Annotated in this window: 11 protein-coding genes; 8 read left to right on the top strand and 3 right to left on the bottom strand. The window is 62.8% G+C overall.

The window, feature by feature from the left end; all coding sequences use genetic code 11:
- The first annotated feature begins 189 nt into the window (after positions 1 to 189).
- Positions 190 to 1,203, top strand: coding sequence for a GlxA family transcriptional regulator (locus tag ACVWZT_RS01080; RefSeq protein ID WP_457467767.1), 1,014 nt, complete (start codon positions 190 to 192; stop codon positions 1,201 to 1,203).
- 15 nt (positions 1,204 to 1,218) lie between these two features.
- On the opposite strand, the gene ACVWZT_RS01085 is transcribed toward ACVWZT_RS01080, so the two are convergent.
- The gene (locus ACVWZT_RS01085; RefSeq protein ID WP_457467769.1) at positions 1,219 to 2,154 is read right to left on the bottom strand and encodes a LysR family transcriptional regulator; all 936 of its coding nucleotides are present in this window, start codon (positions 2,152 to 2,154) and stop codon (positions 1,219 to 1,221) included.
- 341 nt (positions 2,155 to 2,495) lie between these two features.
- On the opposite strand from ACVWZT_RS01085, the gene ACVWZT_RS01090 reads away from it, so the two are divergent.
- From ACVWZT_RS01090 to ACVWZT_RS01105, 4 genes are all read left to right on the top strand, one after another.
- Positions 2,496 to 2,864 (top strand): response regulator transcription factor, encoded by a 369-nt coding sequence (locus tag ACVWZT_RS01090; RefSeq protein WP_457467770.1) that lies wholly within the window; start codon positions 2,496 to 2,498, stop codon positions 2,862 to 2,864.
- 274 nt (positions 2,865 to 3,138) lie between these two features.
- Positions 3,139 to 4,341 carry an NAD(P)/FAD-dependent oxidoreductase gene (locus ACVWZT_RS01095; protein ID WP_457467772.1) on the top strand — a complete coding sequence of 401 codons (1,203 nt, stop codon included), beginning with the start codon at positions 3,139 to 3,141 and terminating at the stop codon, positions 4,339 to 4,341.
- Positions 4,342 to 4,422: 81 nt separating this feature from the next.
- Positions 4,423 to 5,346 (top strand): MBL fold metallo-hydrolase, encoded by a 924-nt coding sequence (locus ACVWZT_RS01100; RefSeq protein WP_296234398.1) that lies wholly within the window; start codon positions 4,423 to 4,425, stop codon positions 5,344 to 5,346.
- Positions 5,347 to 5,501: 155 nt separating this feature from the next.
- On the top strand, positions 5,502 to 6,944 hold the full coding sequence (locus ACVWZT_RS01105; protein ID WP_457467774.1) for a catalase: 1,443 nt from the start codon (positions 5,502 to 5,504) through the stop codon (positions 6,942 to 6,944).
- A 137-nt stretch (positions 6,945 to 7,081) separates the two neighbouring features.
- On the opposite strand, the gene ACVWZT_RS01110 is transcribed toward ACVWZT_RS01105, so the two are convergent.
- Positions 7,082 to 8,656 (bottom strand): diguanylate cyclase, encoded by a 1,575-nt coding sequence (locus ACVWZT_RS01110; RefSeq protein WP_457467776.1) that lies wholly within the window; start codon positions 8,654 to 8,656, stop codon positions 7,082 to 7,084.
- 273 nt (positions 8,657 to 8,929) lie between these two features.
- Entirely contained in the window at positions 8,930 to 10,651 is a 1,722-nt protein-coding gene (locus ACVWZT_RS01115; RefSeq protein ID WP_457467778.1) for an amidohydrolase, read from the bottom strand.
- 243 nt (positions 10,652 to 10,894) lie between these two features.
- Between ACVWZT_RS01115 and ACVWZT_RS01120 the strand changes: the two genes are divergently transcribed.
- The 3 genes from ACVWZT_RS01120 (at position 10,895) to ACVWZT_RS01130 (ending at position 14,533) form a co-directional block, all read left to right on the top strand.
- A complete protein-coding gene (locus tag ACVWZT_RS01120; protein WP_296234393.1) occupies positions 10,895 to 11,806 on the top strand; it encodes a LysR family transcriptional regulator in 912 nt (303 codons plus the stop codon).
- A 239-nt stretch (positions 11,807 to 12,045) separates the two neighbouring features.
- The gene (locus ACVWZT_RS01125) at positions 12,046 to 13,116 is read left to right on the top strand and encodes a C45 family autoproteolytic acyltransferase/hydolase (RefSeq protein WP_296234391.1); all 1,071 of its coding nucleotides are present in this window, start codon (positions 12,046 to 12,048) and stop codon (positions 13,114 to 13,116) included.
- 55 nt (positions 13,117 to 13,171) lie between these two features.
- The gene (locus ACVWZT_RS01130; RefSeq protein ID WP_457467780.1) at positions 13,172 to 14,533 is read left to right on the top strand and encodes an MFS transporter; all 1,362 of its coding nucleotides are present in this window, start codon (positions 13,172 to 13,174) and stop codon (positions 14,531 to 14,533) included.
- The last annotated feature ends 83 nt before the right edge of the window (positions 14,534 to 14,616 follow it).

Raw genomic sequence — 14,616 nt, forward strand, 5'->3', positions numbered from 1 at the left:
TCATGGGGCCCGGGGCGGTGCCTGCCGGCTCGGCCATGGCGCGCGCCCCGCCGCTGCTGGGAGCAAGGCTAGCCTGGCGAAGCGAAGCGCCGCCAGGCCAAAAACCCCTGAATATCGGCCACCTGTGGCGCTTGAGGCGCCCGGCCACTGTCTTTCCTCCACCCGGCCACCCGAACAGGCAGAACCCCGATGGCAAGCGCCTTTGCTCCTCCTTACCCGTTACCGGCGACAACACCGATCACCATCGCCTTCGTCGCCTACCCGCAGATGGGCCTGCTAGACCTGAGCGGTGCCCAGACTGTGTTCTGGGCCGCCAGCAAGGCCCTCGCACAACGCGGCCTGCCAGGCTACCGACTGCTGACGGCAAGCCTGCACCCCGGCCTGGTGAGCACCGTCGAAGGGCTGTCGGTGAATACAAGTTCTCTGGCTGAACTCGACCTCGCCGATGTCGATACTCTGGTCGTTCCAGGGGCCCCGGACATCTGTGAAACCCTCGACGACCACGGCGAACTGGCGGCCTGGCTGAGCCAAGCGGCGCCCAGAGTGCGGCGGGTTGCCTCGGTGTGCAGCGGCGCCTTCCTGCTGGCCAAGGCCGGGCTGCTTGACGGCTGCCGCGCCGCGACCCACTGGGCCATGTGCGACACCCTGCAACAGCGCTTCCCGGCTCTGCAGGTGGATGCCGACGCGATCTTCATCCAGCAGGGCGCGGTCTGGACCTCGGCGGGCGTCACTGCCGGCATCGACCTGGCACTGGCGCTGGTGGAGACCGACTGCGGCCGCGATATCAGCATGCAGGCGGCGCGGGAACTGGTGGTCTACCTCAAGCGCCCTGGCGGGCAGACGCAGTACAGCACCCTGCTGCAATTGCAGGCCCAGGACAGCCCGGCCTTCGAAGAGCTGCACCTGTGGCTGGGGGAAAATCTGGGCGATGCGGAGCTCACCGTGGAACGTTTGGCCGAGCAGGCGAAGATGAGCCTGCGCAACTTCTCCCGTGTGTACAAGGAACGCACCGGGCGCACGCCGGCCAAGGCCATCGAGCTGTTCCGGCTGGAGGCGGCGAAACGCCTGTTGGAAAACTCCTCGCGCAACATCGAGCAGATCGCCCGCGCCTGCGGTTTCGCTGACGAGGAGCGGCTGCGCAGCACCTTCCAGCGCCACCTGTCAATCTCCCCGCGCGATTACCGCAACCGCTTCACCCGCTGAGCCTTGCGGTTGCGCTCAGGCCACGGACAGCGCCAGCGAACGCTCCGGCGGCAACTGCAGGTGACGGGCGAAATAGCCGCGCAGCCAGCGCTCGCGCGGGTCGGCATGACTGGTGCCACGCCAGGCCATGGAAAGGTCCGGGCTCGACAGCGGCAGCGGTGGGTATTCGGCGCGCAGCCCTGCGACCGGCGCCATCGCCTGCGCCACGTAGTCGGGCACGATGGCGAGCATGTCGCTGCCGGCCAGCAGCGCCGGCAACGCGCTGAACTGCGGCACCGCGAGCACCACCCGGCGCTGCCGGTCATGCCTGGCCAGCGCACCGTCGACATCATCGGTGACCTTGCCCAGTGTGGACACCGCGACGTGAGGACGCCGGCAGAACTCGTCGAGGCTCACCGGCCCCGCCGCCGAATCCGCGCGCAGCAGCATCGGCTGTACCGGGCGCAGGCTGCGGCAATGGGCGCTGGCTGGCAGCTCCTGCGCCTGGCCGATGCCCAGGGAGATGTCCCCGGCGAGCAGTAGTTGCGGCAGTTGCCAGGCATCGACCCGGCGCACCACCAGGGTGATGTTCGGCGCTTCGGCACGAAACTGCTGCATCAGCCGCGGCAACAGCGCGCATTCGACTTCGTCGCACAGCCCGACATGGAAGGTTTCTTCGCTGCTACGCGGGTCGAACTCCCGCGTGCAGCTCAGGGCCAGGGCGATGCCTTCCAGGGCTGGCCCCAGGCGCACATGGATTTCCTTGGCCCGCGCGGTGGGCTCCATGGTTCTGCCGCTGCGGATGAACAGCGGGTCGTCGAACATCGTGCGCAGACGGTTCAGCGCGCTACTGACGGTGGGCTGGCAAAGGAACAGGCGTTCACTCGCCCGGGTCACGTTGCGCTCTCGCATCATGGTTTCGAAGACCACCAGCAAGTTGATATCGGCATGTCGCAGGTCATTTCTGTTCATGGTTCCGCCCGCCTGGTGAAGTTGCATCCGACCAACCTTTCGCTGCGCCCGCTCGATGCTCCAGGCTTGCGATATGATGGCAGATTAATCAGGCGAAACCTTCGAGTCAGTTGTACATGGATGCAATATCGTCACGCGTTGGTTATTCGCACTGATACCTGGGTATAGTTCGGAAAAAGGGATCGCCGCAAATAGCATCAACTTCAGACTGGCAGTGGTAATTTCCATACGCAGGTGTCGCCCGACTATACCTAGGTATACTTCTCCGACTTGTTCTAAGGCGTATGGTGAAAGTACGCCCGGCACCGCCGCGAGTGCCCCACAGGATGCGACAGACGCAAATGCGCAATAAGGCTATCATTGCAATTGTCGACGACGATGAATCCCTTCGCATCGCGCTGGAAGGCCTGCTGCGCGCTACCGGTTACCTGGCGCGCACTTATGGCGGCGCCCGCGAATTCCTTGATTCCGAAGGCCCACAACTGGCCAACTGCCTGATCTCCGATATTCAGATGCCTGGAATGTGCGGTGTGGAGCTCTACGAGGCACTGCGTTCCCGGGGCCTGAACATCCCGGTGATTTTCATGACGGCCTACCCTGGCGAAAGGCCACGCATCAGTGCGGACATGCCCGGGGTGATTGCCTGTCTGCCCAAACCGTTCGAAGCAGAACAGTTGCTCGCCAGCATCGAGACCGCGCTACGGCAGTAGCCATGAGTTTCCGGCCGGGAATTGCCCGCCGAATGACTCAGCCATTGAATCGTGCAAGTTCCGTGTCGATACCTTCGTATAATTCCCTTCCCCACATGCGTAATTCCCAGACACCGATGTAGAAGTGCGCCAGCGCCTTATTCTCCGTAGCATGAATTCACAGCGGACGACTGCAGAAATACAACGCGAGCCGCAATTTGCGCCCTCGTCAGCGTCACGCCGAACTTGAAGCAGTTATTTCAAGCAATTCATCCATTCGAGTCAGGAGCACATCATGAAACAGCAACTTCTGGTTATTGGCGCGGGCTTCGGTGGACTGTGGAGCGCTCTGAGCGCCGCCCGCCTGCTGGACATGCACGGCCGCAATGATGTGGAGATCACCCTGCTGGCGCCGCAGGCCGAACTGCGCATCCGCCCGCGTTTCTACGAACCCGATGTGCACAGCATGTTCGCTCCGCTGGCCGAGTTGTTCGACGCCGTGGGCGTGCGCTTCGTCAAGGGTACCGCCGAGCGCATCGACGAGCAGGCCCGCAAGGTCGGCTACCGCGACGAAACCGGCCGCACTGGCAATCTGAGCTACGACCGCCTGGTGCTGGCCAGCGGCAGCCAGCTGTCCCGCCCGCCTGTACCGGGCCTGAAGGAATATGCCTTTGATGTCGACCAGATCGAATCGGCGGCGCGACTGGAAAGCCACCTGATGTCGCTGCGTAACCAGCCGGCCAGCCGCGCACGCAATACCGTGGTCATCGCCGGAGGCGGCTTCACCGGTATCGAGACCGCCACCGAAATGCCGGCCCGCCTGCGCGCGGTGCTGGGTGAAGACCAGGATGTACGGGTAATCATCGTTGATCGCGGCGAACGCATCGGTGCGGTGATGGGCGATGGCATCCGTCCCTCCATCATCGAAGCCTCCGACAGCCTGGGGATCGAATGGATTACCGGTGCCACGGTCGCCGCCGTGGACGCCAACGGCGTCACCCTCGCCGACGGCCGCCACATCGAGAGCCACACGGTGATCTGGACCGTCGGCTTCCGCGCCAGCCCGCTGACCGAACAACTGGATGCCGAGCGCGACGGCCAGGGCCGCCTGCACGTGGACGGCACCCTCAAGGTGCGTGGGCTGAACAACGTCTTCGCCGCGGGCGACGTGGCCTACGCGGCCACTGACGAGATCGGCAACTTCGCAGTGATGTCCTGCCAGCACGCCATCAGCCTGGGGCGCCATGCCGGCAACAACGCCGCCGCCGACCTGCTGGGCGTCGCGCCAACTCAGTACCGCCAGCCCAAGTACGTGACCTGCCTGGACCTGGGCGCCTGGGGCGCCGTTTACACCGAGGGTTGGGACCGCCAGCTGAAGCTGGTCAAGGCCAAAGCCAAGGAGCTCAAGACGCAGATCAACACCGTGTGGATTTATCCGCCGGCCGCCGACCGCCGCGCCGCCCTTGCCGCTGCCGACCCGCTGATCCCGGTGGCCTGATCGCCGCACCTGCATTCTCTCCTCAGGGCAGGCGTGCGATTCGCCGATGGCCCCTACCCCAAAAGCAACAGGAGAACGACCATGACCATGCACCTCAATACCTTCGTTCAGCCAGACGCCCCCACCCCGGCCCAGGAACTGGTGCCTTCGCGCTATGCCCTGCGTGTCGGCGAAATCGACGTGCTGGTGGTCAGCGACGGGGTGTTGCCGCTGCCTACCGAAACCATGTCGACCAATGCCACCCCGGAAGAACGCGCGGCGTGGTTCAAGGGCATGTACCTGGGCCCTGACATGTTCGACTGGGCGCTGAACGTGCTGCTGGTGCGCAGCGGCAAGCATACCATCCTGGTCGACGCCGGCCTGGGCAACCAGTTCCCCGGCTTCCCCCGCGCCGGGCAGTTCCCCAGGCGCCTGAAGGACGCCGGCATCGAACTGTCATCGATCACCGACATCGTCATCACCCACATGCACATGGACCACATCGGCGGGCTCCTCACCGACACAGTGAAGAACGGCCTGAGCCCGGACGTGCGCATCCACGTCACGGCGACCGAAGTCGACTTCTGGAAGATTCCCGACTTCAGCCTGACGGAAATGCCACAGCCTGTACCGGATGTTTTGCGGCGTACTGCCAACGAATTCATGGCCCACTACCAAAGCCGGCTACATATCTTCGAAGACGAGTGCCAGGTTGCGCCGGGCGTGGTGGCGAAGCTTACCGGCGGTCACACCCCCGGCCATTGCATCGTCTACGTCGATTCCGCCGGTGAGCGTCTGACCTTCGCTGGCGACGCGCTGTTCCCGGTGGCCTTCGACCATCCGGAATGGCACAACGGCTTCGAGCATGATCCCGAGGAATCAGTTCACGTCAGAGTGCGCTTGCTACAGGAAGCCGCGTCGAGCGGCGAAATATTCGTTGCAACTCACCTGCCATTCCCTTCGGTTGGACGCGTGGCGTTGGACGGCGATGCTTTCCGCTGGATTGCGGCGTACTGGGACTATTGATTGGTCGAAGCCAGGCCTCCGTTCTGCACCGCAGTCATACGGAGGCCTGGTGCGAAGGCCTTGCACGCCGCCCATGAAATCAACGGGCCACCTTTGCCCGCGCCATTGTCGCGACCAGCGAGCTGCCTGGTGAACTGATTTGAGGAGTAACCCTGATGTCGAAGAACAAACTGACCAACGCCGTCGGCGCGCCCGTCGTCGACAACAACAATACCCAGACCGCCGGGCCGCGCGGCCCTGCCCTGCTGCAGGATGTGTGGCTCCTGGAGAAACTCGCCCACTTCGACCGCGAGGTGATACCCGAGCGACGCATGCACGCCAAAGGCTCAGGCGCCTACGGCACCTTCACTGTCACCCATGACATCAGCCGCTACACCCGCGCGGCATTGTTCTCGCAGATCGGCAAGCAGACCGAGATCTTTGTGCGTTTCTCCACCGTCGCCGGCGAGCGCGGTGCGGCGGATGCCGAGCGCGACATCCGCGGCTTCGCCATCAAGTTCTATACCGAGCAGGGCAACTGGGACCTGGTGGGCAACAATACCCCGGTATTCTTCCTGCGCGACCCGCTCAAGTTCCCCGACCTCAACCACGCGGTGAAGCGCGACCCGCGCACCGGCATGCGCAGCGCACAGAACAACTGGGATTTCTGGACCAGCCTACCGGAGGCGCTGCACCAGATCACCATCGTCATGAGCGATCGCGGCATTCCCGACGGTTACCGCCACATGCACGGCTTCGGCAGCCACACCTATAGTTTCATCAACGCCGCCAACGAACGGCACTGGGTCAAGTTCACCTGGAAGAGCCAACAGGGCATCCGCAACCTGTCCGACGCCGAGGCCGGGCAAGTAATTGCCGGCGACCGCGAGAGCAGCCAGCGCGACCTGTACGACAACATCGAGCAGGGCAACTTCCCGCGCTGGACCTTCTACGTGCAGGTGATGCCGGAGAAAGACGCCGGCAGCTACCCGATAAACCCCTTCGACCTGACCAAGGTCTGGCCACACAAGGACTACCCGCTGATCGAGGTCGGCGTGCTGGAAATCAATCGCAATCCAGAGAATGTCTTCGCCGAGGTCGAGCAGGCCGCCTTCAACCCGGCCCATGTGGTGCCCGGCATCGGCTTCTCGCCGGACAAGATGCTGCAGGGCCGGCTGTTCTCCTATGGCGATGCGCAGCGCTACCGGCTTGGCGTCAACCACACGCATATCCCGGTCAATGCGCCGCGCTGCCCGTTCCACAGCTACCACCGCGACGGCCAGATGCGCGTTGACGGTAACCAGGGCGCGCGCCTGGCCTATGAGCCAAACAGCTACGGCGAGTGGGCCGAGCAGTCGGAGTACGCCGAACCGCCGCTAAGCTTGCAGGGTGCCGCCGATCACTGGAACCACCGTACCGACGAGGACTACTACTCGCAGCCCGCCGCGTTGTTCCGCCTGATGTCGCCGGCGCAGCAGCAGGCATTATTCGATAACACGGCGCGGGCAATCAGAGGGGCTGCTGATGAGGTTATCGAACGGCATATCAACAATTGCAGCAAAGCTGACCCGGCCTATGGCGCCGGGGTTGCCGCGGCCATCGAGCGCCTCGCTCAGTAGCCAGATATTCCTTTGCATGAGGCGGTCGCAGTGCGCCCCTCATGCTTTTTTATCTGCCCATTGAAACGTAGACCCGCAGCCTGGTGTCGGAAACGGTCCAGCGCATGGGCGGCGCATCTGCACGACGGCGCTTCTCGTCAGCCTGCTATTTGCAAGTTCAGGTTGTCACAAACAACACGATTACGGCCGAGAGCCTTGGCTCGGTAAAGAAGTTGATCTGCCTTTTCAAAGGTGGCTGTCACTGGCTCACCCGTTTTCCATAGGGCGACGCCTAGCGATATGGTGATATGACCAACCGTTTCAAATGGCGCCGATGCGACCACTGCTCGCAATCGTTCCGCAACTTCTTTCGCAACTGAGATCGAGCTATTGGGGAGTAACAAAGCAAATTCTTCACCTCCTAGGCGACAGACCAGGTCATCGGGGCGCGAAGCTTGTTTCATCAGCCTGGCCACCTCGCGGAGAGTTTCATCGCCGGCGCCATGGCCATAGGTATCGTTAACCGCTTTGAAGTGATCTATGTCCACCGAGATGACGGCAAACGACCTGAGGGTTTCTTGCCACAAGCCGATCGTTTCATCCATTCCCCTACGATTCGTCAGGCCGGTCAAAGGATCGCTTTGAGCTTGAAGGTTGAGCCTGCCAATCTTCTCTTGCAGAAGATTGGCTGCTAATAGCAATGCTCGGCGAATCTGCCAGCTTTCGATATAGTCGGCTGGTATCGCACTTATTCGTTCGTAGGATGCTGGTGCGTCCAGACGCTTGGCATTCTCGGCCAAGAGAGAAAGGGGGACAGAGATTTTCCGCCCTATCCACCAGACCATCAGAAGGCCGAACAGACCAAGTGGCGCAACACCTTTTGCTACCCTCTTCGCTGTGGCTTCCAAGCTCGCCTGTATGCTGGCGAGCGGCTGCTGGGACACGACCACCCAGTTGCTGCTAGGGATTCTTGCGTATCCCGCCAGTACTTCGTTGCCGCTTTCATTGAGCGCCTGCATCGATCCGTTGCTGTGCGCCAGTGCGGCATCGACAAGACTGCTACCGATCAAAACTTCATCAATTCTCTTCGGGTCGGGGTGATACAGGATTCGACGCTGGCTATCAACGAGAAAAATATAAGCTCCATCCTCGCGTACGTTCTGGTCCATCAGCGCTTGGATCGTATTCTTTTGCTGGAGCCTTATGCTGCCGCCCACCAAACCAAGATAGTGCTTGTTGCGGTCGAAAACGGGATGTGAAACAAACACTACCAGATGGTCAGCCAATGACTGGAAGGCATCGCTGATCATGGGTTCCCGCTTCGACAGCGGCAATCGATTCTGCAGCAGCTGCCCTTCCAACCGCATGCTGCCAGGAGCAGAGACGACTACTTTTCCGTCGGCATCTGCGATGAGCACCGAGTTGAAGCTACGGTCCTGGCGCAGAAGGCGATACGCCTCTTTTCTCAACGAGCGTTGGTCCGAGAAACTCTCTCCAATCGAGTCAGCTGCATAACGCAAGCGATCGAGGTCTGACGTCAAGACCCCTTGCAGACTATCAGCGACCCGAGCGGCGTATGCCTCATTGGTTTGAAGAGCGTTTTCAACCAGTTCAGCTCTCTGAGTCGAGAGCATTACCCAAAATGTGTTTGCCAGCGTCGAGAAAGCCGCGATGAGCGCGAACGCCAACAGGAGAATGCGTAGGTTGAGCTTGGGGCGTGGCCGAGTAGGCATTGGGTGCGTCCGGATGCTGAAGGCATGCGGTTTGGTGAAGCGGCGTCGCCATTGGGCTAAACACGCTTTCCTTGCGCCTGATGGCGTATCCGGTAAGACCTCTACATCAAACCACCTAAGGTTACCAGCCGATGATCTCACAGTTTTTCATCGGCCACCATTTTGGCATCATCGATGGTATGCGGCTGGTGTAGAAGAGCGACCTGGCTGTTGTACCTTGAAAATAGCAGGACAGCTTGTTGCGACTTGCAACTATGTTTCTCCGCGATGTTATCAGCGCTGGTAGATCTGCTTGCCGGCGAACCAGGTCTGCAGCACCTGGGTGTCACGCAGCGCCTCGGCATCGACGTTGAGCACGTCGCGGTCGAGCACAATCATATCGGCCTGCTTGCCCACCTTCAGTGAGCCGACCTGCTGCTCCAGGCGCATGGCGCGAGCGGCATTGAGGGTGTAGGCCTGGAACATCGTTTGGCGGTCGATGGCTTCGTCGGCATTGAGCACGCCCTTGGGGCCCTTGCGGCTGATAGCCTGGTAGATCGCCTTCCACGGTTCCGGGGTGGTGATCGGCCAGTCGCTTGCGCCGGCGATGGTCGCACCGGCCTTGGACAGCGAGTGGGCCGGGTAGCTGTGGGCGAAGGCATGCTCATCGACATACGGCTTGACCAGGTCGACATTGGTTTCGTCGGCACTGGCCCAGTACAACTGCATGGAGGCGATCACATCGAGCTGTTTGAAGCGTGGATAGTCGTTCGCGCTGACCATCTGCAGGTGGGTAATCGAGTGCGGGACACCACTGTGTCGCGCGCGTCGTGCCTGTTCCACGCCGTCGAGTGCCTCACGCACGGCGCGATCGCCGATGGCATGCACATGCACCAGCCAGCCACGGGCATCGGCGGCATCGACCAATTCAGCGAAGTGCTTCGGGTCCAGCAGCAGTTCACCGCGTTGGCCGGAGTTCTTGTAGGGCTCGAGCATCGCCGCGCTCTGCGCCGGCATTTCGGCCACGCCGTCGGCGAACACTTTGACACCGGGCAAGGTGAGATTGCGTACGCCGAGAAACTGCTGGCGCACCTTGTCCAGCTCATCCAGGTCGGCTGGGCGGGCCTTGGAGCCAGCCATCAGCAGTGCGGCGATGTGCGCCGTCAGTTCACCTCGTTCGGAGAGCTCCTTGTAGACCGGCAGCACTCCCAGCGAGTCGTTCTTCACATCCGATCCTGGCAGTTCGTTGGCCAGTGGGTCCATCCAGCCGGTGATGCCCAGCTGCCTGGAGTAGTCCAGGGCCCTGCGTCCGGCGGTCATCAGGGTGTCGTGGGACAGCGGTGGCAGCAGGTCGGTCACCGGGTAATAGCTGGCGTCGGCCAGAAACCCGTTGGGCGTGCCGTCCTGGTGCTGGCCAATGGTGCTGCGCGCTTCGGCGGGCAATGCCGCGATGGTCTTGGCGTCGATCCTGGCGAGCTTGAGCAGGGCCTGGTTGGCCCAGCCGGTGTGCATGTCGTTGGCGGCCAGCAGTATCGGCTGGTCGGCCCACTCGCCGTGGTTGAAACGTTGCTCCAGGGCCGGGATGTCGTCCCAGTAGGTCCCCGGCACGCCACCGACGACCAGGCACTCACCACGCACGGCCTTGCCATCTTTGCGCCATTCGCGCAGGCGCTGTTCCAGTTCATCGAGGGGGATCTGCTCGCCCATCAGGTTGGCCAGCTCCAGTTGCAGGCCGCCTTTTATGGCGTGGGAATGGGAGTCGAGCATGCCTGGCATCAGCACCTTGCCGCCCAGATCGATGACCCGGGTGCCATCGGCCTTCAGGCCCAGCACGACCTGGTCCGAGCCCACGGCGACGATCTTCTCGCCCTCGACCGCCACCGCCTGCTGCAGCGGCTGGCCTGGTTCGGCGGTGTAAACCTTGGCGTTGTGCAAGATAACGTCCACTGCCGCGAAGCTGTGCAACGAGGTGCAGGCCAGGCCCGCGCTGACCACTGTCTTGAGGAGGTGCTTCATTCGATGCCTCGTTCTTGTTGCGATGGAGCTGCAGCCTAGCCAACGCGCAAGGCCGGTTAAATGCGAAGGCAGGCACAACTTTCTTCGCAATCAGGAAACAATCCCTGGCCCAAGATTGCCTTGCTGCAAGCCACAGGCCGCTCAGCGCCTATTCAAATCGGCGCCATTTGCGGGTTTGCTGAAAAGGCGCGGACAATCACGCGCTCCCCTCACTGCCTCGCTTGTGCCGAACAGGAAGAAACCATGGACAAAATGACGGCCCTGACCATCTTCGTCGCCGCCGCCGAGCACGGCAGTTTCAGTCGTGCAGCCGAGCAGCTGGGCAAGACCCCCTCGGCCATCACCAAGGCCGTCGCCCACCTGGAGACCGAGCTCGGGGTGCGCCTGTTCGAGCGCACCACCCGGCGCATGGCACTCACCGAGGCCGGCAGCCTGTACCTGGAAGGCGCGCGTCAGGCCTTGATGCACCTGCAGCTGGTGACCGAGGAAGTGGAACAGTTGCAGCACGAACTGCGTGGCACCTTGCGCATCACCGCGCCGCCGTCATTCGGCCCGGCGTTTCTCAACCAGGTGTGCTTTCGCTTCATGCGCGAACATCCGCAGGTGCGCCTGGAAGTGAACCTCAACGACGCCAACGAAGACCTGATCGACGGTGGTTACGACCTGTCGCTGCGCGACGGCCCCACCGACCAGCCCGAGCTGATCGCCCAGCCGCTGATCGAGAACCGGGTGATCCTCTGCGCCAGCCCCGACTACCTGGCCCGGCGTGGCGGTGCCATCACCTTGGAGAACTACGCCCAGCACGACTGGCTGCTGCTGCGCCATCCGCTGCTCAATCGCAGCTTCTGGTGGGTCGAGCATGAGGGCCAGACCTTGCGCGTGCGCCAACCCACGCCTCGCCTGGTGAGCGACAATTTCGACTTCCTGCTTGCCTGCCTGCTCGATGGCCATGGCCTGCAGTTCGTGCCCACCTGGTGCGCCGCGCCTTATCTGGCCAAAGGGCAACTGGTGGAGGTGCTGCCGGGCTACTGGCAGGCGTTGAGTGCCTTCGGGCCTTGGGTGCACGTGCTGTACCTGCCCCATCGGCGCAACACGCGCAAGGTGCAGGCTTTCATCGCCTTGCTGCATGAGCAACTGCGCAGCCAGGGGCTTTAACCGCGCAGCGGGTTCAATTGTTCCATTCAGGCACAAAAGTTGTGCGGGTCGTGCCGATGATCGACCGGGAGTGGCTCGCTAGGCTAGCGGTGGTTGCTTGAACACGGCGGCCACTTCGTGCCCGGTCCCTGGCCCTGTCGTTCACACGGCAGGTACAGGCCCCAGGGGTGCGAGGCGGCCTCACTCGTTCCAGAACAGCAACGATTCCTCGAGCCTGCTGTACCAGGAGTTCCCCCGCAGTGAAGATCCACACCCTAGTCACCGATATCCGCATGCCCGCTGAGCGTGGTCGCCAGATCGGCGAGCGCTTCGCCGAGCAGATCCGCCATTCCACCCAGCTGTACCTGGACTTCTTTGCGCGGGTGGGCGTGTCCCTGCGTGAGGCGCAGCGCATCGGCGAAAACAGCCTGGCCGCCCTGGAAGCCTGGAGCCCGAACCTGGCGGCCGAAGTGATCGGTATGGCCTGCGGCGCCGACCTGCCGTTGTGGCAGCTGGCAAGCCTGAACGCCCGAACCGAGGTACTGGCGGCGCGCACCCGACACAGCGAATGCTCCACTACTGTGCATGCGCCCCGTGGCCCGCGTGCGCCACAGACCCTGCAGACCTGGGACTGGCACGACAGCCTGTGCCCCCACGGCCTGATGCTGGCGCTGTGCACCGAGCGTGGCATGAACGTCAAGCTGTTCTGCGAGTTCGGCATGCTGGCCAAGCTGGGAGTGAACAGCGCAGGTCTGGGCCTGCATTTCAACATCCTCCATCACGTCAGCGACAACGACAGCGGAGGTGTGCCGGTGCACGCGATTGCCCGCCGTCTGCTCGAAACCGCCAGCAGTGTCGAGGAAGCCATCGAACTGGCCCGTTCGGCGCGGGTCAGCGCCTCCACCGTGCTCACCGTGTTTTCCCGCGCGGACAGCAGCCCGCGCGCCGTCAGCATCGAACTCAGCCCCGAGCGCACGGCGCTGGTGCTGCCGCGTGAAGACGGCTGGTTGCTGCACACCAACCACTTCCTCGACCCGCAGCTGAGCCTGGGCGAGCAGGTTGCCGACCGCGCCGACACCCACTGTCGCCTGGGCCATCTGGAGCAGGTGATCGGCCAGATGGGAAGCGCCGATCTGCGCGCCCGCGCCGAAGCCATGTGCGGCGCGCAAGGCGACAGTGCACCGATCTGCTTCCACCCGGACATGGCCATGCCCGATACCGAGCGTTGGGAAACCCTGCTGAGCGTGGGGATCGATACCGAGCGCTGCGCGCTGGAGTACGTAGCGGGCACGCCGCTGCAACTGGCCAAGGCTGGCTTCGAACGTTTCTGAGCCCACCCGGTGCCGCCTGAACAGGGCGGGGCCCCTGACAACGAGAACAACAACAATGCATGCGGAACATTCCAACCCTGCGTCGTCCCGGTCTGCGCTGCGCACCTTCTGTGTCTCCGGCATGGGCACTGCGCTGGAGTTCTATGACTTCATCATCTACGGCACTGCGGCTGCGCTGGTGTTTCCCCAGGTGTTCTTCCCCCAGATGGACCACCTGACCGCGACCTTGGTGGCCTTCAGCGCCTTTGGCGCCGGCTTCTTCGCCCGTCCGCTGGGTGGTTTGGTGTTCGGCCACTACGGTGACCGCATCGGTCGCCAGAAGGTGCTGGTCGCGACCTTGCTGCTCATGGGCCTGAGCACGTTCTTTATTGGTTGCTTGCCAAGCCATGCCAGTATCGGCGTCGCTGCCCCGATCCTGCTGGTGTTGTTGCGCCTGATCCAGGGCTTTGCCGCTGGTGGCGAGTGGGGCGGTGCCGCGCTGTTCGGCATTGAATCGGCGCCGCCGGGCAGGCGCGGGTTGTGGGGTAGCTTCACCAGCATGGGCATCGGCGTCGGCGGCATCCTAGGCGCTGCGGTGTTCGCCATCGTCAGTGCTGCCTTCAACGACAATCTGGTGGACTTTGCCTGGCGCATTCCGTTCTGGCTTGGCGGCACACTGGTGCTGATCGGCCTGTATGCACGCCTGAAAGCCGCCATGCCGGTCGTCGCCCCGGCGCTCAGGCCGGTCCGCGCACCGCTGGCCGATGCCTTGCGTCAACGTCCACGTCAGCTGCTGCTGTGCACCGGCATCGCCTTCGGCTACTGCACCATCGCCTACATCGGCAGCACCTTCTTCCTGACTTACGCCACCCAGGTGGGCTTCGGCAGCACCCAGGCGTTGATGTTCGACCTGACCTTGTCGATCGCCATCGTGTTCTCCGCGCCGCTGTTCGGCTACCTGTCTGACCGTCTGGGCCGGCGCACGGTGATGGTGTTCGGTGCCGTGGTGATGGCGCTCGGGCTGTTCGTCTTCTTCCAACTGGTAGGCATGATGAGCTTCGGTATCGCCCTGTTCGCCTACAGCCTGACCGGTCTGCTGATGGGCGCAACCCAGGGTCCGATACCGTCGTTTCTGGGCGAGCAGTTCCCCCGTGACATGCGCTACTCGGGAATCTCGGCCAGCTATCAGATCGGTGCAGCACTGGGAGGCGGCACAGCATCGAGCATCGCCACTGCAATCCTTATCCTTACTAACAACGATCCGCTAGGCGTGGCGTGGTATGGTGCTGGCGCACTGGCATTGGTCGCGCTGTGCTCGTTGTTGTTGCCTGAAACATCGCGGCTGAGCATGGCGGAAATCGACGACGAACCTGATAGCCTTGCAAAGGAAGTGAGCGGGTGCGGTACTCATGCGCATTGGCGAAAAAGTAGAACTTGAATGCGCATGTTTGGAGGATGAAGCGTCCGAATCGAAATTCATTGCGAGCGACAAGAGAAGCTTCATTCGCCGTCTGCCCGCGT

It is taken from the genome of Pseudomonas sp. TE21394 (assembly GCF_054057835.1).

Coding starts and splice junctions, on each gene's coding strand:
- ACVWZT_RS01080 (WP_457467767.1), top strand. CDS start 190: ATGGCAAGCGCCTTTGCTCCTCCTTACCCGTTACCGGCGACAACACCG.
- ACVWZT_RS01090 (WP_457467770.1), top strand. CDS start 2,496: ATGCGCAATAAGGCTATCATTGCAATTGTCGACGACGATGAATCCCTT.
- ACVWZT_RS01115 (WP_457467778.1), bottom strand. CDS start 10,651: ATGAAGCACCTCCTCAAGACAGTGGTCAGCGCGGGCCTGGCCTGCACC.
- ACVWZT_RS01100 (WP_296234398.1), top strand. CDS start 4,423: ATGACCATGCACCTCAATACCTTCGTTCAGCCAGACGCCCCCACCCCG.
- ACVWZT_RS01105 (WP_457467774.1), top strand. CDS start 5,502: ATGTCGAAGAACAAACTGACCAACGCCGTCGGCGCGCCCGTCGTCGAC.
- ACVWZT_RS01120 (WP_296234393.1), top strand. CDS start 10,895: ATGGACAAAATGACGGCCCTGACCATCTTCGTCGCCGCCGCCGAGCAC.
- ACVWZT_RS01085 (WP_457467769.1), bottom strand. CDS start 2,154: ATGAACAGAAATGACCTGCGACATGCCGATATCAACTTGCTGGTGGTC.
- ACVWZT_RS01130 (WP_457467780.1), top strand. CDS start 13,172: ATGCATGCGGAACATTCCAACCCTGCGTCGTCCCGGTCTGCGCTGCGC.
- ACVWZT_RS01110 (WP_457467776.1), bottom strand. CDS start 8,656: ATGCCTACTCGGCCACGCCCCAAGCTCAACCTACGCATTCTCCTGTTG.
- ACVWZT_RS01095 (WP_457467772.1), top strand. CDS start 3,139: ATGAAACAGCAACTTCTGGTTATTGGCGCGGGCTTCGGTGGACTGTGG.